Here is a 21,048-nt window from a genome sequence, read left to right on the forward strand (position 1 = left end):
GCAGACGCCTTGCTCTAGGGATAGAGAAGAGACATTACATAAAGCAGAATCCCTTGTTAGACAAGCGGCGAATCAAGGGGCCAATATTATCTTGTTACAAGAGTTGTTTGAGATGCCTTACTTTTGTCAGAAGGAAGTGTATGAGTATTATCGTTTGGCAACTGCTCTTGAAGAAAATCCTGCAGTTAATCATTTTAAGAAGATTGCGAAGGAACTTAATGTGGTTATACCTGTCAGTTTCTACGAGGCAGCAGGGAATACTACTTTTAATACTGTGGCAATGATTGATGCAGATGGAACGGTATTAGGTACATATCGAAAGACACATATTCCATGTGGGGAATGTTATGAAGAGAAATTCTATTTCTCTCCTGGAGATACGGGATTTAAAGTTTGGGATACCAAGTATGGTAAAATTGGAGTTGGGATCTGTTGGGATCAGTGGTTTCCTGAAACAGCTAGATGCATGGCGCTTATGGGAGCTGAGATTTTATTATATCCAACAGCAATTGGGTCAGAACCTGTTATGACAGTGGATAGTATGGAACACTGGAGACGCTGTATGCAAGGGCATGCAGCTGCTAACATTATGCCTGTTGTGGCATCTAACCGTATTGGAGTAGAGACAGAAGGGGATAGCAGTATGAAGTTCTATGGATCATCTTTCATTGCAGATGAGACAGGAGCTCTAGTTGCTAGTGCTGACCGTGAATCAGAATGTGTACTAGTAGCAGAGTTTGATTTAGATGCAATCTGGGATTTACGAATTGGTTGGGGAGTATTCCGTGACAGACGCCCAGAGATGTATGAAGAATTGTATCATTTGGATTCTAGGAGATAGATGAGTAATGATTTGGATTTGGAGGTGAATTATTTGCAACCAGCAATTTACATTGCTATATTTTTACCATTGTTTTTTAGTTTAATTCATAATTCAAGAAACAAACAAGTTATGATAAAACAGTTAATCAAATCAAAAAAAAGTGGAGGAAGCAAACAGATGTTAGAATTTGCAAAAAAGTTTATTAATAAAGAGTGTCTTATATATACATTCAACTCACAAATAACTGGAGTAATTAAGGAAGTTTCTGATGGAGCAATATTAATTGAAAACAAAAGTACTATTGAAGTAGTGAATTTGGATTATATTACTCGTATAAGAGAATATCCAAAAGGAAAGAACGGAAAGAAAAATGCATTTATACTTGATTAAGTTTGTACCGTTGATGAATATAAGATTAACGAGGAAAATATATAGAACTGGATTGCCCTCACTATGTTCATGATTATGAGTATGAGAAAATTAGTAATGAGATAAAGTCTTTTTTAGATTCTAGAAGTAGATAAATAGAGGGAAAATTTGAATTTGGCGGTGCGAAATGAATTTAAGAAAGATATATAGTGAAGAAGATTTGATTCCAAGAGATTCCAGTTTTATGGACTGTCTATAATTTAGTTAACAAACGGAAAATAAAAATGAAAGTTAATTAAATTGGGTTAAGGCTAAGAATGGGCTTGCAAATAAAACATATTATAAGAGGAGACAGCCACAGTTATTGAAGCGTCTCCTTTTATAATATGTTTTAATATTTATTCATTATCTTATATGTTTTTGTGTATCGATAAAGTAGAAAAGCAAAACTCTAAATAGTGTAGATCTGCTTCTTAGCTAGCGAACTATAACTAAGAAACGATAGCGAAACATCTTATAGTACTTCTTAGTGTGTACAGTATAACCTAGGAAGGCGAGGCAAGGATGCCGAGCCAGCCTGAGCTGAGGCAGGATGCCGAATCGAAGGCGATTCCGTATCGTTTGGATCCCTCAACTGTACACACTTAGAAGTACTTAGATGTGTAGCGTGTTTCGTGTTATAGTACGCCAGCTAAGAAGCCATGAAAATATAAAAGGAGTTTTGCATTCATAACAAAAATGCACAAGTGCATCAATAAACCTTATTTAAGATACTTATCCATCCATTTCGTAATTTCTTTTAATCTACGTTCCCTATGAAGCGGTTTTCCAGAACGGCTTAATTCATGGTTCTCACCCTTGAAGTAACAAAGCCTTGCATCAACACCTTTGTCCATAAGAGCAGTATACATCTGCATGCCCTCTGACATTGGGCAACGGTAATCTTCATTAGAGTGAATGAAAAGCGTTGGAGTAGTTACCTGATTTGCATAACGAAGAGGTGAGTGCCACCATAGTTTCTCTTGTGTTTCATAGATATTAGAAGCATTCTGATCCTCTGCAAAATAATATCCAATATCCGATGTTCCGTAGAAGGAAATCCAGTTTGCGATGGAACGTTGGGAAGCGGCACATGCAAAACGATTGGTATGCCCAATAATCCAGTTTGTCATAAATCCACCGTAAGATCCACCAGTAACACCAATGCGGGCCTTATCAATCTGAGGATATTTCTCTAATACTGCATCTGTGAAATCCATGATATTTTGGTAATCCACTGTGCCGTATTTACCGCGGATGTCAGCGAATTCACGACCGCGACCGTCTGAACCTTTTGGGTTACAGAAGAATACAAAATACCCGTGGTTTGCCCAGTATTGCATCTCATGATAGATTACTTCTCCATAAACAGTCTTTGGTCCACCGTGTATATCCAAGATTGCGGGATATGATTTAGAAGGATCATATTCATATGGACGAAGAATCCAGCCATCAATATCAAGGTCTCCAGATGTAACTGTGAGCTTCTCAGGTGTTGCAACGTACACATCGGATAATACATCGGAATTGAAATTGCTTATTTGGGTAAATGAATCCCCAGTTAGATCACAAGTGTAGCATTCTTGTAGCTTATTATCATACATACCAATGCAAGTTATTGTATCATTTGTAATTGTTAATCCGTCTACAGAACCTTCTTTTGTAAGAATAGGTGTAATAACACCATCTTTTGTAATGGAATAGATGTGGGAAGCATTTCTTCTTGTTGTAACAAAGTACAATACATTATTATATACCTCCATGGAAGAAGAGCTACCGTATCGACAATCGCTTCCTACGCAGGAATATGTATTATCATCATTTTCACAAAGGAACGTCATTTCTAAAGTGTGTTTATCAATTAGATAGAAATCAGCATTCTCATTAATTCCATAACGGTCACCTTTTGAAGCTACTAGCACGATGCTATCATCAAAAGCTTCAATATGGTTTATAAAATATTCGTTGCCATCATACAAAGCAGTTGTTTCTTTGGTAGTTATGTTATAGCGATACAGATGATCATAAGTTTCACGTTTTTTGGTATAAGAAACGCCTACGTAATAAATCATATCGCCATCTATAATTGCCTGGGAGACATCGAAGGAAGGTGAGGTAATTGCTTTACATTTATTCGTCTTTGCATTATATAAGAATAGTCTAGTACGAGTTTTGTTGATGAATCCACCACCATTGAACCAGAAAGGAAGTTCATCAAGTACTTCATAATCTTCTTCTTTTTCTCTTGCTTTTGCTACAGCTTCTTTATCCTCCTTATTCATTAAATAGTAATCAGGGTAGGTACAATCGATAGAACCAGTAACTAGATATAAGTCCTCTTTTATTAATTGCAGTTTTTGAGCTGAGAATGGAAGTTCAAAAGCTTTCTTAGCCTCACCGCCATGAATATTAATTTCATAGATTGGTGTGAATTCTTCTTTTGCAGTAACACGTTTCTTATCTGACTCGCTTCTTACACAAGGGAATAGGAGTGTCTCATCATCTTTCCATATAAACGAACGTTCTTTATCCATTGTTGTTAGTTGACGGAAATCACCATGCTCTTTTACCCATATATTACTGTTATAACAATTGTCTTCTGCATTACAAGTAGAGACCGTTATTGCAGTTGCTTTGCCGTTTGGTGAATAGGTGATTCCAGATAAAAATTGATATTTAAAAAAATCATTAAGTTGTAATTGTTTCATTGTATTATCATATCCTTTCATTTGTAGATAGTTATTAGAGTATGAGTCAAAAGATTACTCTATTTTAATAATAAGTACATTATAGTTGTTAATTCATAAAATAACCATGACTCAAATTAGCATATTTTTGTAGAATCTTATAATTTCAATAATTGAAATTTATGCCAAAACATGGTAAGCTATTGAAAGCTAGAAATAACGTGAGATTTATACGAAAACGAAATATAATAAGGAACATGTTATTTAGAGCATTCGCGTAATTATCATATGCATGATGGTAATAGTCGCATTAATCATATAAGAAAGGTTGTGATGTTAGGGTTGGAAAAAAAGCTGACACTGTATGGCTTTAACAACCTCACAAAAACACTTAGCTTCAACATCTATGATGTTTGCTATGCAAAAAGTGAGCGAGAGCAAAAAGATTATATCAGATATATTGACGAGCAATATAACTCGGACCGATTAACGAAGATATTATGTGATGTAACCGATATGATTGGCGCACACATTCTTAATATCTCCAAGCAGGATTATGAACCACAAGGTGCAAGTGTCAATATACTTATTGCAGAAGATTCACTTGCAACGGAGAATATTGACGAATCCTGCAATTTAGGTAAATATGTAACGGAAAAACGTGACATGGTACATGCTCATCTTGATAAGAGTCATGTAACGGTACATACATTTCCTGAATATCATCCGGACAATGCAATTTCCACTTTTCGTGTAGATATTGATGTATCTACGTGTGGTGAAGTATCACCACTAAATGCTTTAGACTACCTGATTTCAAGCTTTGACTCGGATATCATAACAATTGATTACCGAGTACGTGGTTTTACGCGCGATGTTGAAGGTAAGAAGTTTTTTATTGACCATGATATTACTTCTATACAGAATTACATTGATGAGAAGACTCTACAGCGGTACGATGCCATCGATGTAAATGTATATCAGTCCAATATATTTCATACGAAACTGTTAATCAAAGAGATTGAATTACAAAATTACTTATTCAATCAAGATGCTTATGAACTTCCACCAAAACAAAGACTTGCCATAACGGACAGTCTTCGTAAGGAAATGATTGAGATTTTTAGTGGTATGAATATATATTAGGAGGGCATCATGGGAGAACAATCACAAGAACGTATGCCTTTATATGAGGCTCTAAAACAACATGACTCAAAACGAATTGCCCATTTTGACGTACCAGGACATAAAGGAGGACGAGGTAACAAGGAGTTGAAATATTTCCTTGGAGAGACTTGTCTTAGACTTGACGTCAATTCAATGAAACCACTTGATAATCTGTGTCATCCCGTGTCGGTAATAAAAGAAGCACAGGAGCTGGCGGCAGAGGCATTTGGTGCAGACGAGGCATTCTTTATCGTGAACGGAACAACGGCCGCAGTACAAGCGATGGTTATGTCCACTTGTAAGGCAGGCGACAAGATTATAATGCCAAGAAATGTCCATCGTAGTGCGATTAATGCATTAGTTGTATGTGGGGCATTACCAATTTACATAAATCCAGGTATTAATAAGGAACTTGGAATACCTCTTGGTATGTCGGTTAAAGACGTAAAAGAGGCAATTATAAATAATCCAGATGCAAAAGCAATTCTGGTTAATAACCCAACGTATTATGGAATCTGTTCTGATTTGCAACAGATTGTTACCTTGGCTCATGAACATGATATGCTTGTTTTGGTTGATGAAGCCCATGGGACACATTTTTACTTTGGAGAAAATATGCCAGTTTCAGCTATGGCAGCAGGCGCTGATATGGCAGCTGTTAGTATGCATAAAACAGGTGGTTCCCTTACACAGAGTTCCATTTTGTTATGCAACAAGAGTATGAATGCAGACTATGTAAGACAGGTTATTAATCTTACACAAACAACCAGTGGTTCGTATCTACTTATGTCTTCCCTTGATATTGCAAGGAAGAATCTTAGTATGAACGGCAAGGAAATGTTTCGTAAGACAGTAGAGTTTGCACAGTACGCAAGAGAAGAGATTAATAAATTAGGCGGGTATTACGCATTTGCGGAGGAATTAGTAGATGGTGATGCGGTCTATGCTTTTGATAAAACGAAATTGTCCATACACACAAGAGCCATTGGACTTGCTGGAATTGAAGTTTATGATTTGCTACGTGATGAATATGATATTCAGATTGAATTCGGAGATATTGGTAATATCTTAGCAATTGTTTCAGCAGGCGATCGAAATCTTGAGATTGAACGTCTGATATCCGCTTTATCGGAGATTAAGAGGCTTTATGAGAAGGATAAAACAGGTCTGTTTGACCATGAATATATTAATCCAGATGTGGTTATGGCTCCACAACAGGCATTCTATGGGGAAAAGCACTCCATTCCGATTGTAGAAAGTGCTGGTGAAATCTGTGGAGAATTCGTAATGTGTTATCCACCAGGAATTCCAATCTTAGCACCAGGAGAGAAAATTACATATGATATCGTGAATTATATCCTGTATGCCAAGGAAAAGGGTTGCTTTATGACAGGTACACAGGATATGAAGATTGAAAATATTAATGTAGTTACACGGAACTAGTTGTGATGGGTCGGAGGTCAAAAGGTCTTAGTGAAAATGTAGATAAAGTTTTGCCTGCAATATTATAAATACTGACCTTTTGACATTCGAATCCTATGTTATGAAAATAGGAGGAGTGACGTTAGTGGAATTATGGTTTACAGAAGAACATACAAAGAATGTTCGATTCTCCATTAAAGTAGATAAACAACTTGTTAGCAAACAAGGAGATTTTCAAAGAATCGATGTATTTGAAACAAAGGAATTTGGTAAGGTACTAACATTAGATGGTTTTCTTATGGTTACAGAGAAAGACGAGTTCGTCTATCATGAGATGATTACCCATGTACCAATGGCAGTAAATCCTGATATTAAGAAGGTTTTAGTAATTGGTGCAGGGGATGGTGGAACCATTCGTGAATTAACGAGATATGAAACCATTGAACAGATTGACATGGTTGAGATTGATAGAGAAGTTGTTACTGTGTGTAAAGAATACCTACCACAAACAGCATGTAAATTAGAAGACGAGAGAGTTCACATCTATTATGAAGATGGGTTGAAGTTTGTAAGAAAACCTGTGAACGAATATGATTTAATCATAGTAGATTCCACAGATCCATTCGGACCAGGAGAAGGACTCTTCACAAAAGAGTTTTATGGAAACTGTTTTAAAGCATTAACGGAACAGGGAATTTTGATCAATCAGCATGAAAGTCCTTATTATGAAAATGATTTGAAGGCGATGCAACGCGCACATAAGCATATCAAGTCAGTATTCCCTATCAGTATGGTATATCAGATGCATATACCAACCTATCCATCGGGCCATTGGCTATTTGGATTTGCCTCAAAAGGTTTATCACCAATTAAGGATCTAAAATCGGATGAATGGAACGGTTTAGGTCTTAAGACGAAGTATTATAATACGAATTTACACCTTGGAGCATTTGCATTACCTAATTATGTGATGGAATTGCTAGAAGAGGAGTAGTATTGAGTAAAGTAAAGATAACTGTGACAGAGAGTCGATGTAGAGGTGCATATTTGAAAAAGGGTGACACTTTTATAGTAGATAATTTGTGTCCTCCGATTTGTCATGAATTATGGAATATTATTTATCCATCACTGTATGCGCTTAAAAATGGTGCAGTTTTAGATTATGGTACTGAACGAAGAAAAATGTTTGATGCAAGATGTCCGGATGAAGGACGTGTATGTGTTCATTGTGAAGTTGATAATGACTAGGAGATTTTGTGATAAAGGCTTAATTATTAATAATGAATATCGAGAATATTTATTTATTCCATAACTTACACCCGTACTTGTGTATCTATAAAGTAAAAAAGCAAAACTCTTAATAACGTAGATATGTTTCGTGTCATAGTACACCAGCAAAGAAGCTATAGACATATATACAGAGTTTTGCACTTAACACTTAAATTACACAAGTACATCAATAAATTAGATAATAACCAAAAAAGGAGGAAGGAATTACATAAGATAGTGTATTCCGAATAAGAATATGGGAAAAGCATTAATAATCGGTGCTGGCGGAGTTGCCAGCGTAGTAGTACATAAATGTTGCCAAAATTCAGAGGTATTTGAAGAAATCTGTATTGCAAGTAGAACAAAGTCAAAGTGCGATGCATTAAAAGAAAAATTAGATGGTGGGAAAACAAAAATCACTACTGCACAGGTAGATGCAGATAACGTAGATGAATTAGTTGCATTAATTAATGAGGTAAAACCAGATATCGTAATCAATGTAGCTCTTCCATATCAAGATCTTACAATTATGGATGCTTGTTTAGCTACGAAAGTAGATTATATGGATACAGCAAATTATGAGCCACTTGATACTGCTAAATTCGAATACAAATGGCAATGGGATTACAGAGAACGCTTTGAAAAAGCGGGGATCACAGCGCTTCTTGGTTGCGGATTCGATCCAGGTGTAACAGGCGTGTTCTCTGCTTATGCAATGAAACATTATTTTGACGAGATACATGAAATTGATATTCTTGATTGTAATGGTGGTGATCATGGATATCCATTCGCAACAAACTTCAATCCTGAAATCAATATTCGAGAAGTATCAGCTAAGGGAAGCTACTGGGAGAATGGGGAATGGGTAGAGACTGAACCAATGGAGATCAAGAGAGTATATAACTTCGATCAAGTTGGAGAAAAGGATATGTATCTTCTTCATCATGAAGAATTAGAGTCTCTAGGTATTAATATTAAGGGAATTAAGAGAATCCGTTTCTTCATGACTTTCGGTCAAAGTTACTTAACACATCTTAAATGCCTTGAGAATGTAGGAATGACTTCAATTGAACCTATCGAATTTGAAGGTAAGAAGATTGTGCCTCTACAATTCTTAAAAGCGGTGTTACCAGATCCAGCGTCACTGGGACCAAGAACGGTTGGTAAGACTAACATTGGTTGTATCTTCAAAGGTATTAAAGATGGTAAAGAAAAAACATATTATGTATATAACGTATGTGATCACCAAGAATGTTACAAAGAAGTCGGCTCACAAGCAATCTCTTATACCACTGGTGTACCAGCGATGATTGGTGCTGCTATGGTTATGACAGGAAAATGGAAGAAACCAGGCGTATTCAACGTTGAAGAATTTGATCCAGACCCATTCATGGAAGCATTGAATAAATATGGACTTCCATGGATTGAGGATTTTAACCCTACGCTTGTGGATTAATTATATTAGGGACGCAAAACTCTATGTAGGTGTAGAAAGGCTTCTTAAGCTAACATATGATATCACGAAACACGCTACATACCTAAGTACTTCTAAGTATGTACGTAAGACATGTTAGGGGGCGGAAACGCCTTCGATTCGGCATCCTGCCTCAGCTCAGGCTGGCTCGACATCCTTGTCTCGCCTTCCTAGGTTTTTTAGTACATACTAAGAAGTACTAGAGGTATTTCGCTATCGTTTCTTAGATATCATATGTTAGCATGAGAAGCCAGTTTTACGGTGTAGAGAGTTTTGCTGGTTATTGATTTAGTAAAGTTGTTTGTGGTTGGATTGTTTATGTCTAATATCTAGACAGATAGAGAAGAGGATTTATGAATAGATTTGATAAAAAGAAAAACGTTGTAATATATGAAGGAATAGAGATTCCAATTGAAGTTATCAATCAATTCCCCACTCCATCTTATGTTGTAATCGAAGATCTAGTTGAGCGTAATGCACAGATTTTAGAGGACGTGATTAAGAGAACGGGGTGTAAGATTCTTTTAGCGCAGAAAGCTTTTTCTATGTATCGTGTGTATCCGTTGCTAGCTAAGTATCTAAGTGGTACGACGGCTAGTGGGTTATTCGAAGCAAAGCTTGGTAGGGAGGAGTTTGGGAAGGAAGTTCATATCTATTCTCCGGCTTATAAGGAAGAAGAATTTGATGAGATTTTAGGTATCAGCGATCATATTGTGTTTAACTCCTTCGAACAGTGGACAACTTTTAGAAATCGAGTTAAGGCTGTGGATAGACATATCTCATGTGGACTTCGTATTAATCCAGAATATTCGGAAGTAGATGTTGATTTGTATAATCCTTGTTTTCAATATTCTAGATTTGGTGTTACCTTTAAGAGATTAGAAGAAGAACTTAATAAAGATCCAGGTGCTTTAGACGGTTTAGAAGGGCTCCATTTTCATGCGATGTGTGAACAAGGTTCTGACGTGTTAAAACGTGTTATTAAGGCTGTGGAAGAGAAGTTTTCTCCATATATGAAGCAGATGAAATGGATTAATTTTGGCGGTGGACATCATATTACAAAACCGGGCTATGATATTGTATTATTGGAAAAACTGATTACTTATGTGAAAGACAAGTATGATGTTGAGGTCTACCTTGAACCAGGTGAGGCAGTTGGTGTTGATACTGGTGTATTGGTAACGAAAGTACTTGATTTGGTTAAGAATGAAATGGATATTGCATTACTTGATACTTCAGCAGAGTGCCATATGCCAGATGTACTGGAGATGCCATATCGACCACAGATTATTGGAGCAGATGAACCAGAAGTAATGAAGCATACATATCGTTTATCTAGTTCAACCTGTTTAGCGGGAGATGTAATTGGAGATTATTCTTTCGAAGAACCCTTACGAAAAGGGGATAAACTTTTATTCTGTGATATGTCTCATTATTCCATGGTTAAGAACAATACGTTCAATGGAATTAATTTGCCTTCTATTGTGTTATATAGTAAAGAGCGAGGAATAGAAGTAGTTAAAACATTTGGGTATGAAGACTTTAAAGGAAGGTTATCATAGTAAAGTCTTTATATAACATATTTACATTATGGTAAAGAAATAATACCAAGAAGTTGAATGGCTATGACGTATATATTGTATTCTTCATGGCCACACACTTGCTTGGTATTTTTTTATGACATTTATTAAATTCTAAAAATTAAGCGACAGTCTTTTGCATCTATTAATTTTCAATTACTTCATAACGTTGAAAGAATTTATCTTCTCCGCATACAATTCGATCTCCAACAGATTCCGTAATTATGTAATCACCAACCTTAATAAAAGAACGACCACGCCTTGTATCGATATATGGGCAAACGACAGTCCCATCGTTACGAGTGATTTTAACTAGATTATTGGAGTTAATCCATCCGTTTACTACGATATTACTCCATAGTTCAAATCCATCTTCTATTCCGTGGTCTAGTTCATATTGGATCGCCTCTACTGGCAAACTCGTTCTTAAACATTTCATATATCCACATCCTTTCTACTACGGTTTGATCCATGTCAATAAGTTACTAGTACTGCGTGAAGGAAGAATAATTAAATTGTTTTATTTAATAAATATTATACACGAATTCGTAATATAAAACAATGGGACAGTAGCGTCTATATAGATTTGTTTCGTTCTTTTCTCAAGAATGATAATTTAGTCTCTGATACGATGATTGAGATAAAAATCAATATAAAACCAATTACTAATTTTGCACTGAGCGTATCACCAAAGAACATGACGGAGAATATCACACCAAATACCGATTCTAGGCTTAAGATTAAGGAGGCAGCAGATGGATGTGTATACTTTTGTCCTACATTTTGTAGTAATAAAGCAATTGCAGTTGCAAAAATGGCTAGGTATAAGAGATTAAAGATTGAGCCAGTTGATATATGTGATATCTTAGGGAAGCTCTCAAAGATAAGAGAGGTAATCAAGCAGAAGATACCGGCAAACCCAAACTGTAGGATGGTTATAAGGATAGGATCTCTGTCTTTAGTTAATTTGGCCACAGCAATCATATGTACAGCAAAGAAAAAACCGCCAAGCAAGGTAAGTAAATCACCAGTTGCAATAGTTAGGTTGCTTGTTAATGATACAAATCCAATACCGATAAAGCAAAGTAATGCGGCAAGAAAGTTATAGAGGTCTGGTCGTGTGTGATTAACAAACCAATATAGGAATGGGACCAATACACAATAAATAGCAGTTAAGAAAGCATTTTTACCAGGGGTGGTATCTGTCAAACCAATAGTCTGGGTACAGTATGCGATGAATAGGAAGAAACCAATAATTAAGCCTGAGATCACATAGGTCTTATTAATTAAGCGGAGTCGTTTATGATAGATTCCACCTAATAATATAAAAGCAATAATAAAGCGTATTGCTAAGAGCATATTAGGCGGAAATACATTCACTGTATTTTTTAAAATGAAGAAGGAACTACCCCAAATTAATGCTGCTACAAAAAGAGCTAATTTGGCTAAATAAGTAATGTTTTTTGTTTTCATATTGCACATCCTTTGTTTGATTTTTATAGCGTTATTATGATGAAGGCGCTAATTACTATTATACTGGTTATATAACTTAAAAGTATATACTTCTTTCGTATAATAATAGAAAAAATAAATCCCTTCAACGAATGCTAAACATACGGCAGTTGAACTTGTTGTTGATGTGGTAGGAGCTTTCCAAGATAGTTCGTAATTATATAATAAGCACTGCATAAAATCCCTATGGTAAGCATAGATTGTAAAAACAAGGTTACTAGGGGGACTCCTCTTGAAAGGGTACATAGAAGAGCGAGCAGTCGATATAGCGAATTATATTATCGATTACAATGCAACAGTAAGGCAAACCGCAAAGAAATTTGGGATATCCAAATCGACGGTACATAAAGACGTAACGGAGCGACTTCCATATATTAATCGCGCCCTTGCCGAACGAGCACGTGTCGTACTTGATTTAAACAAGTCAGAGAGACATATTCGAGGTGGTCTTGCAACAAGAGAGAAATACCTGCACAGAGTAGGAGAGAGATAATTTATAAGGGCTGTCGTATTAAGAAGGGCTTAGTATGATGGCCCTTTCATATTATATTGGTATTTATGAGAACCTTGACAAGGCTAGAGATATGTTTTTATAATGATACTAGAACCTAGGAATAGTACTAAAACCTAAGTTGACACCCTTGACTTATCTTAATAATAAGAGAGATGCGTAAAAGCTGTGTGTAGAAATGGGGAAAGTATGAGAACACTAGATGAAGTTGATAAGAGAATAATAGAAGTGACAAGGCAACTGTTTTTACAACAGGGTATGCGAAGAACCGAGATGAAAGACATAGCAAAACAGGTTGGGATAGGACGAAGTACACTATATCGGCATTTTATTAGTAAGGAAGCTATATCGTTCTATATCGCTAAGGATATATTAGTTGAACTACAGGAAGTCTCAATTGAAGATCAAATAACAGCAGATATGAAGGGATATGACAAGCTTAAACTGTATCTGAATATTATGACAGAGACAATGATAGAAAACCCTGAGAAGATACGATTTCTAGATGAGTTTGATCAGATCTTCACTGGTGTATATCCAGATAGTGACGAAGCAGATGAGTATGTTTCCTTCAATAATGCATATACAAGCCCTGCAGTAAGTTATTATTATGAAGGAATACAAGATGGAAGTATACGAAAAAATAAGGAATTATCTGATGAGATAGAAGTTATTTTGACGTTACTACTTGGATTAGCTCAAAGAGTCATACCAAGAGAAGATCATTATATTCGGGAACATAATAAAACCAGCTCGGAATATTTTAAAGAATCGCTAAAATTACTCTTACAACCGATAATGAATACAAATCAATAAAGGATATACTTTAATCAAAATATAAGTCTTGTGTATTAGATGCTTCAGTATTTAGTAGACAAGACTTTTTTATGTGCAGTGTACTTTTGTTGTATTTACTGACAGAAACATAGCAGATTTATTGACTGAATTCAACAAAATATATCTAAAAAATATATCATTTATTGATTATAAAGTAAAAATTCTGTATAATATAGGAATATCTATCTATAAATTCTGCTTGTTCTAGTATCAATAGTAGTAAAAAGTAGTTAGTAACCTTATACATAGCAAAATATTAAAGAAAAGAGGGATAAAGATGGGATTGGCATCATTTAGAGGTGGAATTCATCCTTATGACGGCAAGGAATTGTCAAAGGATAAACTTGTAAAAGAGGTTCTACCAAAAGGCGAGCTAGTTTATCCGCTGTCTCAACATATAGGGGCACCTGCAAAACCTATAGTAGGAGTTGGAGACCGAGTTCTTGCTGGACAAATTATAGGAGAAGCACAAGGGTTTATATCCGCTAATGTAGTTGCATCTGTCTCAGGTACGGTGAAGGCAATTGAGAAACGATTAGTTGTATCGGGTAACAAAGAAACCGTTATTGTAGTAGAGAATGATGGATTGTACGAGACAGTTCCTGCGATTGGACAGCAACGAGATTATACGAAACTTTCAAAGGAAGAGATTCGTAACATTGTTAAAGAAGCAGGTCTTGTTGGTATGGGAGGTGCCGGATTCCCTACCCATGTTAAAATCACACCAAAAGATGATAGTAAAATTGAATACGTAATTGTAAATGGAGCAGAGTGTGAACCGTATCTTACATCAGATTATCGTATGATGTTGGAAGAGACAGAAAAGATTATTAAGGGTTTGAAGGTCGAATTATCGCTATTTGAGAATGCGACAGGAATCATCGCGGTCGAAGATAATAAACCAGAAGCAATCAAGAAGTTACAAGAATTTGTTCAAAGTGAAGAAAGAATTAAGCTTCAAGTTCTTAAAACCAAATATCCGCAAGGCGCAGAACGTCAGTTAATCTATGCATGTACAGGAAGAAAGATTAATTCCTCCATGCTTCCTGCTGATGTAGGAGTTGTAGTTAACAACATCGATACGTCGATATCAATCTATATGGCGGTATGTGAATCTACACCCCTTATGAGAAGGATTATAACTGTTACAGGAGATGCCATTAAGGATCCACGTAACTTTAATGTTAAGACAGGAACAAACTATAGGGAGTTGGTAGAAGAAGCAGGGGGCTTTATTACTAAAGCAGAAAAGATCATATCTGGTGGACCAATGATGGGGCTTGCACTATTCTCATTAGATGTACCAGTAACGAAGACTTCGTCTGCACTACTTTGTATGACAAAGGATGAGGTAGCTAAGTATGAACCTACGGCGTGTATACGTTGTGGGCGTTGTGTTAAGGCCTGTCCATGTAAATTGATTCCTCAAAAGATGTATGAGTGTGCTAATAACTTCGATAATGAAGGTTTTGTGAAATTAAATGGCATGGAATGTTATGAATGTGGTTGTTGTACATTCGTCTGTCCAGCCAGATTAAGGTTAACACAGGCATTTAAGCAAACGAGAAGAAGTATCTTAGATAGCAAGAAAAAATAGGATATGAATAAGGACAACGAAATGAGAGGTGCAAAATCGTGAATGATTTATTGAATGTATCGGCATCACCACACGTAAGAGGCAAGGATTCTACAAGCACAATTATGCGAGATGTAGCACTTGCGTTGGTACCGGCCAGTATAGCTGGAGTTATTAATTTTGGATTGGAAGCATTATTAATTATATTAGTTACTATAGCAACTTGTGTGTTAACAGAGTACATATATGAAAAGTGTATGCATAAGAAGATCACAACAAATGATCTGAGCGCCCTTGTAACAGGGTTGCTACTGGCCTTGAATTTACCATCAAGTGTTCCACTATGGATACCAATTATAGGTGGTGTGTTTGCAATATTAGTAGTTAAGCAACTGTATGGCGGCTTGGGTCAAAACTTCATGAACCCAGCACTTGCTGCAAGATGTTTTCTATTAATATCATTTGCAGGTAGAATGACTACATTTACATATGACGGAATCACAGGGGCAACACCACTTGCCTTACTAAAAAGTGGAGAGAAAACGGCATCCGTTACAAGTATGTTTCTTGGTAATATATCAGGAACAATAGGAGAGACTTCAGCCCTAGCTTTGTTAATAGGAGCTGCATATCTATTGTTTAGAAAAGTAATATCACTTCGTATTCCATTAACGTATATAGCAAGTTTTATGGCCTTTATTCTAATATTCGGGGGAGAAGGGTTTGATACTACATTCTTATTAACGCATCTCTTTGGAGGTGGATTAATCCTTGGTGCATTCTTCATGGCTACGGATTATGTAACAAGTCCAATAACGCCAATGGGACAGGTTGTATATGGTATCTTACTTGGAGTACTTACGGGAATCTTTCGTATGTTCGGAGGCTCTGCTGAAGGGGTATCGTATGCTATTATCTTCAGTAATTTATTAGTACCATTGATTTAGAAGGTTACGCTTCCAATACCATTTGGAAAGGAGCGTGCTAGACATGAATAAAGCAAATAAGAAAGATAAGAGTAACCATACCATAATTAAAGATGCATTAGCATTGTTTTGCATTACTTTAGTAGCTGGCATCTTATTAGGTTTTGTATATGAGATAACAAAGGATCCAATCAAGGAGAAAGAACAAGAAGCAAAACAAAAAGCCTATCAATTAGTGCTTAAAGATGCAGAATATTTTCAGGAAAGTGAAACGGTTACTGCAGTAGTTGAGAAATCAGCTGATATATTATCCGATACGGATGGAGCATCAGATTTCTCAGGAATAACAATTAATGAAGCGTTAGAGGCATATGATTCTTCTGATTCCTTGATTGGCTATGTAATGACTGTAACAACAGCTAATGGTTACGGTGGAGATATTAAGATTTCTCTCGGTATTCGTTTGGATGGAACAGTAACAGGTATGGAGATCCTATCAATTAATGAAACTGCTGGTCTTGGTATGAAGGCAACAGAAAGTAAATTCAAGAAGCAGTTCAAGGATAAGAATGTAGATCTATTTATATATAGTAAAAATGGTGCAAATAGCAAAAATGAAATTGATGCACTGAGTGGTGCGACCATAACAACAGAAGCAGTAACAGGGGCTGTGAATGCAGGCATCTATTTTGCTAAGAATTGTTTAATTCAATAGGGGGGTGTAGAGATGAATAAGTATATAGAGCGTTTGTATAATGGTATTATCAAAGAAAATCCTACCTTCGTGTTGATGCTTGGTATGTGTCCCACATTAGCGGTAACTACATCAGCTATGAATGGTTTGGGAATGGGATTGACAACAACTATTGTTTTAATTATGTCCAATATGTTGATTTCTATGTTGCGTAAGATGATACCAGATCGAGTAAGAATGCCAGCATTTATCGTAGTTGTTGCTTCATTTGTAACAATTGTACAATTTGTTTTACAAGCATATATTCCATCACTATATGATACACTTGGAATTTATATTCCGTTAATCGTTGTTAACTGTATTATCTTAGGTAGAGCGGAAGCATACGCTTCTAAAAACCCAGTAGTATTATCAATCTTTGATGGAATGGGAATGGGATTAGGATTCACAGTAGGCTTAACACTAATTGGTGCTTTCCGTGAATTCATTGGTAATGGATCTATCTTCGATGTTGGTATTATGCCTAGTTCTTATGAACCAGCAACAATCTTTATCCTAGCACCAGGTGCATTCTTTGTACTTGCGATGCTAACAGCAATTCAGAACAAATTAAAAGCACCTTCTGCAACTAATGGAGAAGGAAAAGAGAATACAATTGCTTGTGGTGGTAACTGTGGGACTTGTCATGGTGTAGATTGTATAGTTAACCATGAAGTGTTAACAAAGGCAAAGGAAGGAGGAACAAAATAGATGAAAGAACTAATTCTTGTATTGATTGCGTCAGCTTTAGTTAATAATGTTGTATTAAGTCAGTTCTTAGGACTATGTCCGTTCCTTGGTGTATCAAAAAAGGTTGAAACAGCGGCTGGTATGGGTGCTGCAGTAATTTTCGTAATTACCATCGCCTCTGCCTGCACAAGCTTGATCTATGATTTTATATTAGTACCAACCAATTTGACTTACATGCAGACGATTGTATTCATCTTGGTAATAGCAGCATTAGTACAATTTGTAGAGATGGTACTTAAGAAGATTAGTCCAAGTTTATATAATTCTCTTGGTGTATATCTTCCACTGATTACAACAAACTGTGCGGTTCTTGGTGTTGCATTAATCAATGTACAAAAAGAGTATAATTTCATAACAAGTGTTGTGAATGGTTTTGGAACAGCAGTTGGTTTTACAATTTCAATTGTAATTATGGCGGGTATCCGTGAACGTATCGAACATAATGATATATCAAAATCCTTCAAAGGCTCACCAATTGTGTTAATTACTGCAGGTCTTATGGCAATAGCCTTCTGTGGATTTGCAGGATTACTATAGGAGGTAGACGTATGAGTATAGAAGGAATTATTGTGGCAACACTTATAGTCAGTATTACAGGCTTAGTAATTGGTTTACTTCTTGGTCTTGCAGGAGAGAAGTTCAAGGTAGAAGTGGATGAGAAAGAGTTAAAGGTTAGAGAGTTATTACCAGGCAATAACTGTGGTGGTTGTGGATTCGCAGGTTGCGATGCCTTAGCAAAAGCAATCGCGACTGGTGAGGCAAAATCCAATGCCTGTCCTGTAGCTGGATCTGAGAAAGCCAAATTAATCAGTGAGATTATGGGTGTGGAGGCTGAAGAAAAGGAAAAGCAAGTAGCCTTTGTTAAATGTGCAGGTACGTGTGATAAAACAAATAGAAAATATAATTACTACGGAATAAGAGATTGTAAGAAGGTAGCACTCATTCCCGGCAAAGGAGATAAATTGTGTTCCTATGGTTGTATGGGATATGGAAGTTGCGTAAATGCATGTGCTTTTGATGCGATACATATTGTAAATGGTATTGCCGTAGTAGACAAAGAGAAATGTGTTGCTTGTGGTAAATGCATTGAGGAATGTCCAAATAATTTAATTGAACTTGTTCCTTATAAAGCAAAACATTTAGTAAGATGTAATTCTAAAGATAAAGGTAAGGACGTAAAACTTGCATGTGAAGCTGGTTGTATCGGTTGTATGATTTGTAAGAAAAATTGTAAAGATGAGGCAATTTCTGTAGTTGATAATATTGCTTATATTGATTATAATAAGTGTACAAATTGTGGACAATGCGCAGAGAAATGTCCGGTAAAGGTAATTGTGTAGGGTTGAATATATAGATACTATGGGGAAATGTAGCAGAACACTCGTTAAGTTTCAGTCACCAGCGATATATGCTTGGTGACTGAATATTGGGGAGAATGCAGGGGATATGGAACAAGTTGGTTAATACAATATAAGAGGGATTAAGATGTACAAAGTAATTATTGCAGAGCGAGATATGGAATATATCAGACAGCTCCAAGGAATTATTACAAAAGAATATAGAGATTGCCAAATTATAAACATTGTAGGATCCTCAAGAGAAGTTATAGAGCTTTTAAATCACGAAGATACAGATATAGATATTGCAATTATTAATGTAAAGCTAACAGGGGTTAATGGTTTAGAAGCAATAAAAAAGATAAGGCAAAAGAATGTAGAAACTCGCATAATTATATTATCGGAGTTTGGATATCTTGAATTTGCAAAGGAAGCAATAAGACTAAAAGCGGATAGCTATATTACAATGCCAGCCAGTGATTATGAATTAAGTGAGGCTATAGATCTTTGTTTGAAAGAAATTGTGCGCATAGAGAAATACAGACGTACGATTTGTAGCGTTACATCCGAATACCAAGAGGCAAAGCAATATATCGAATATAGTTATATTTATTCAGTGGTTTTTAGTAAGCTAACGAGTAGAGAAATCAAAAAATATGTAGATCTTTTAGGAATTAGTATGCGTGGTTGCATGGTTAATCTGGAGTTAGAGTCAGAGGACATGAGGTTGATTAATAAGCAGACGGTTATTCAGCAGATATATGAATGCATACATGAACATGATAGTAGTATGTTTCGTTTTGTTTTTGGTCCTAGGATGGGAAAACGTATTATACTATATGTATCATATAATTGCGAGGAAACAGAAGAAAATAAAGAGAAGTTAAAAGAACTACTTAATGCTATAACAGAAGATATTAATATGAAGTTATCAATTAATATACATCTAGGTATTGGTAAGGTTGAAGAAATTAGTAATATCTATGCATCTTATCAGGATGCAATCCGTAGCTTTCGAGTTAATAGATATACACGTAGTAATTTAGAAGATTCGGAAGAGTTTTATAATAATCTATATAAAGATTTAGAGAAAAAATACCTTAAGTCATTACGGTTAAATGACTGAGAAAGTTCAAATTACTTAAATCATTTATTGGATACCATGGATTATTTTAGTGATGAGGTAAGAAGAAGCAAAGTCATTGAGTTATTGGTACTGACACGACATACAATGACTGCATTTGATTGGGAATCCTACACGCAAGATAATTTAACTAACTATCTATTAGCGGTAAATAATATACCAAGTAACGAATTGAAAGCGTGGGCGCACCAGACATTTGAATATATTCATTATAGTCAGATGGATCAGAATCGTCTATATACGAAAGCAGTTAGTGATGCCATTAATATTATCGATAGTGAATTCGTTAAGAATGTAACGCTAGAAGACGTAGCAGGAAGAGTTGGTGTTAGTTCCCAGTATCTAAGTAAGATATTTAAAGAAGAGACAAATCAAACATTTGTTGAATATCTAACAAACCTCAGAATTACCCGTGCGAAGGAAATTATTCAAACTTCGGATCAACCTATTAAACAGGTGGGGATTATGGTTGGGTATAAAGATCCTAATTACTTTAGTAGAATATTTAGAAGCGTAGTGGGAATCTCTCCATCAGATTTTAGAAAGAATGTAAAAACAAGATTGAGTTCAAAAGACTAGGGTATTTAATATGGGGCATCTTCCTTAAGGAAGATGCCCCATAGATTTCTTAACAGTAATAATTAAATAACATACCACTATATACGGAAGTAAGATATGGATTAGGATAGTGGTGAGAACCGTAATTTGGATAAGAACATATTTTCTGATCAAGATAATCCATAGGGTTAATGGTTATCTTAGAGGTTTCTCTTAGTAAATCAATAGATATTTTGTCAGGGTGAGTAAATAAAGTTTTGACAGTACCATCTGACGCTGCATGATCTACAATTATAGAATACATAAATAGATCACCACTTACTATTCTATTAAT

Annotated in this window: 21 protein-coding genes and 1 pseudogene; 18 read left to right on the plus strand and 4 right to left on the minus strand. The window is 35.8% G+C overall.

The features are described from left to right. Positions 1-841 (plus strand): N-carbamoylputrescine amidase (gene aguB, locus ACW2QF_RS03400; protein ID WP_455714590.1); only part of this gene is annotated, 841 nt, incomplete at its 5' end. Further along, positions 842-1,213, plus strand: coding sequence for a DUF6897 domain-containing protein (locus ACW2QF_RS03405; protein WP_455714591.1), 372 nt, complete (start codon positions 842-844; stop codon positions 1,211-1,213). Positions 1,214-1,953: 740 nt separating this feature from the next. Here ACW2QF_RS03405 and ACW2QF_RS03410 read toward each other — a convergent pair. Further along, on the minus strand, positions 1,954-3,939 hold the full coding sequence (locus tag ACW2QF_RS03410) for a prolyl oligopeptidase family serine peptidase (RefSeq protein ID WP_455714592.1): 1,986 nt from the start codon (positions 3,937-3,939) through the stop codon (positions 1,954-1,956). Positions 3,940-4,260: 321 nt separating this feature from the next. On the opposite strand from ACW2QF_RS03410, the gene speD reads away from it, so the two are divergent. The 6 genes from speD to nspC all read left to right on the plus strand — a co-directional run bounded on the left by speD (position 4,261) and on the right by nspC (position 10,812). Then, positions 4,261-5,064, plus strand: coding sequence for an adenosylmethionine decarboxylase (gene speD, locus ACW2QF_RS03415; RefSeq protein WP_455714611.1), 804 nt, complete (start codon positions 4,261-4,263; stop codon positions 5,062-5,064). Between the two features lie 9 nt (positions 5,065-5,073). Continuing rightward, positions 5,074-6,528, plus strand: coding sequence for an aminotransferase class I/II-fold pyridoxal phosphate-dependent enzyme (locus ACW2QF_RS03420; RefSeq protein ID WP_455714593.1), 1,455 nt, complete (start codon positions 5,074-5,076; stop codon positions 6,526-6,528). A 124-nt stretch (positions 6,529-6,652) separates the two neighbouring features. Beyond that, positions 6,653-7,501 (plus strand): polyamine aminopropyltransferase, encoded by an 849-nt coding sequence (gene speE, locus ACW2QF_RS03425; RefSeq protein WP_455714594.1) that lies wholly within the window; start codon positions 6,653-6,655, stop codon positions 7,499-7,501. Between the two features lie 2 nt (positions 7,502-7,503). Next, entirely contained in the window at positions 7,504-7,755 is a 252-nt protein-coding gene (locus tag ACW2QF_RS03430; RefSeq protein WP_455714595.1) for a TIGR04076 family protein, read from the plus strand. A 277-nt stretch (positions 7,756-8,032) separates the two neighbouring features. Continuing rightward, the gene (locus ACW2QF_RS03435; protein WP_455714596.1) at positions 8,033-9,232 is read left to right on the plus strand and encodes a saccharopine dehydrogenase family protein; all 1,200 of its coding nucleotides are present in this window, start codon (positions 8,033-8,035) and stop codon (positions 9,230-9,232) included. Between the two features lie 371 nt (positions 9,233-9,603). After that, positions 9,604-10,812 (plus strand): carboxynorspermidine decarboxylase, encoded by a 1,209-nt coding sequence (gene nspC, locus ACW2QF_RS03440; RefSeq protein WP_455714597.1) that lies wholly within the window; start codon positions 9,604-9,606, stop codon positions 10,810-10,812. Positions 10,813-10,975: 163 nt separating this feature from the next. On the opposite strand, the gene ACW2QF_RS03445 is transcribed toward nspC, so the two are convergent. Both ACW2QF_RS03445 and ACW2QF_RS03450 read right to left on the minus strand, forming a co-directional pair. Next, entirely contained in the window at positions 10,976-11,269 is a 294-nt protein-coding gene (locus tag ACW2QF_RS03445; RefSeq protein ID WP_455714598.1) for a hypothetical protein, read from the minus strand. A 137-nt stretch (positions 11,270-11,406) separates the two neighbouring features. Then, positions 11,407-12,303 carry a DMT family transporter gene (locus tag ACW2QF_RS03450; RefSeq protein ID WP_455714599.1) on the minus strand — a complete coding sequence of 299 codons (897 nt, stop codon included), beginning with the start codon at positions 12,301-12,303 and terminating at the stop codon, positions 11,407-11,409. A gap of 271 nt (positions 12,304-12,574) precedes the next feature. Here ACW2QF_RS03450 and spoIIID point away from each other — a divergent pair, with 271 nt between their 5' ends. From spoIIID to ACW2QF_RS03500, 10 genes are all read left to right on the plus strand, one after another. After that, complete coding sequence (gene spoIIID / locus ACW2QF_RS03455) at positions 12,575-12,835, plus strand: sporulation transcriptional regulator SpoIIID (RefSeq protein ID WP_455714600.1); 261 nt, start codon at positions 12,575-12,577, stop codon at positions 12,833-12,835. Positions 12,836-13,042: 207 nt separating this feature from the next. Further along, positions 13,043-13,669: a TetR/AcrR family transcriptional regulator gene (locus ACW2QF_RS03460; RefSeq protein WP_455714601.1), complete on the plus strand. Its 627-nt coding sequence runs from the start codon at positions 13,043-13,045 to the stop codon at positions 13,667-13,669. Between the two features lie 298 nt (positions 13,670-13,967). Next, positions 13,968-15,287, plus strand: a complete 1,320-nt coding sequence (gene rsxC, locus ACW2QF_RS03465; RefSeq protein WP_455714602.1) for an electron transport complex subunit RsxC — start codon at positions 13,968-13,970, stop codon at positions 15,285-15,287. Positions 15,288-15,325: 38 nt separating this feature from the next. Continuing rightward, the gene (locus ACW2QF_RS03470; RefSeq protein ID WP_455714603.1) at positions 15,326-16,213 is read left to right on the plus strand and encodes an RnfABCDGE type electron transport complex subunit D; all 888 of its coding nucleotides are present in this window, start codon (positions 15,326-15,328) and stop codon (positions 16,211-16,213) included. Positions 16,214-16,256: 43 nt separating this feature from the next. Next, entirely contained in the window at positions 16,257-16,907 is a 651-nt protein-coding gene (locus ACW2QF_RS03475; protein ID WP_455714604.1) for an RnfABCDGE type electron transport complex subunit G, read from the plus strand. 12 nt (positions 16,908-16,919) lie between these two features. Then, positions 16,920-17,636 (plus strand): electron transport complex subunit RsxE, encoded by a 717-nt coding sequence (gene rsxE, locus ACW2QF_RS03480; RefSeq protein WP_455714605.1) that lies wholly within the window; start codon positions 16,920-16,922, stop codon positions 17,634-17,636. Beyond that, positions 17,637-18,212: an electron transport complex subunit RsxA gene (gene rsxA / locus ACW2QF_RS03485; RefSeq protein ID WP_455714606.1), complete on the plus strand. Its 576-nt coding sequence runs from the start codon at positions 17,637-17,639 to the stop codon at positions 18,210-18,212. A gap of 11 nt (positions 18,213-18,223) precedes the next feature. Beyond that, positions 18,224-19,015 (plus strand): RnfABCDGE type electron transport complex subunit B, encoded by a 792-nt coding sequence (locus ACW2QF_RS03490; protein ID WP_455714607.1) that lies wholly within the window; start codon positions 18,224-18,226, stop codon positions 19,013-19,015. Positions 19,016-19,160: 145 nt separating this feature from the next. Continuing rightward, positions 19,161-20,138 (plus strand): response regulator, encoded by a 978-nt coding sequence (locus ACW2QF_RS03495; RefSeq protein WP_455714608.1) that lies wholly within the window; start codon positions 19,161-19,163, stop codon positions 20,136-20,138. A gap of 36 nt (positions 20,139-20,174) precedes the next feature. After that, complete coding sequence (locus ACW2QF_RS03500; protein ID WP_455714609.1) at positions 20,175-20,735, plus strand: helix-turn-helix domain-containing protein; 561 nt, start codon at positions 20,175-20,177, stop codon at positions 20,733-20,735. Positions 20,736-20,784: 49 nt separating this feature from the next. Here ACW2QF_RS03500 and ACW2QF_RS03505 read toward each other — a convergent pair. Then, a pseudogene (locus ACW2QF_RS03505) lies at positions 20,785-21,048 on the minus strand (hypothetical protein); the annotation flags it as partial.

The sequence above is a fragment of the Anaerosporobacter sp. genome (assembly GCF_965301125.1).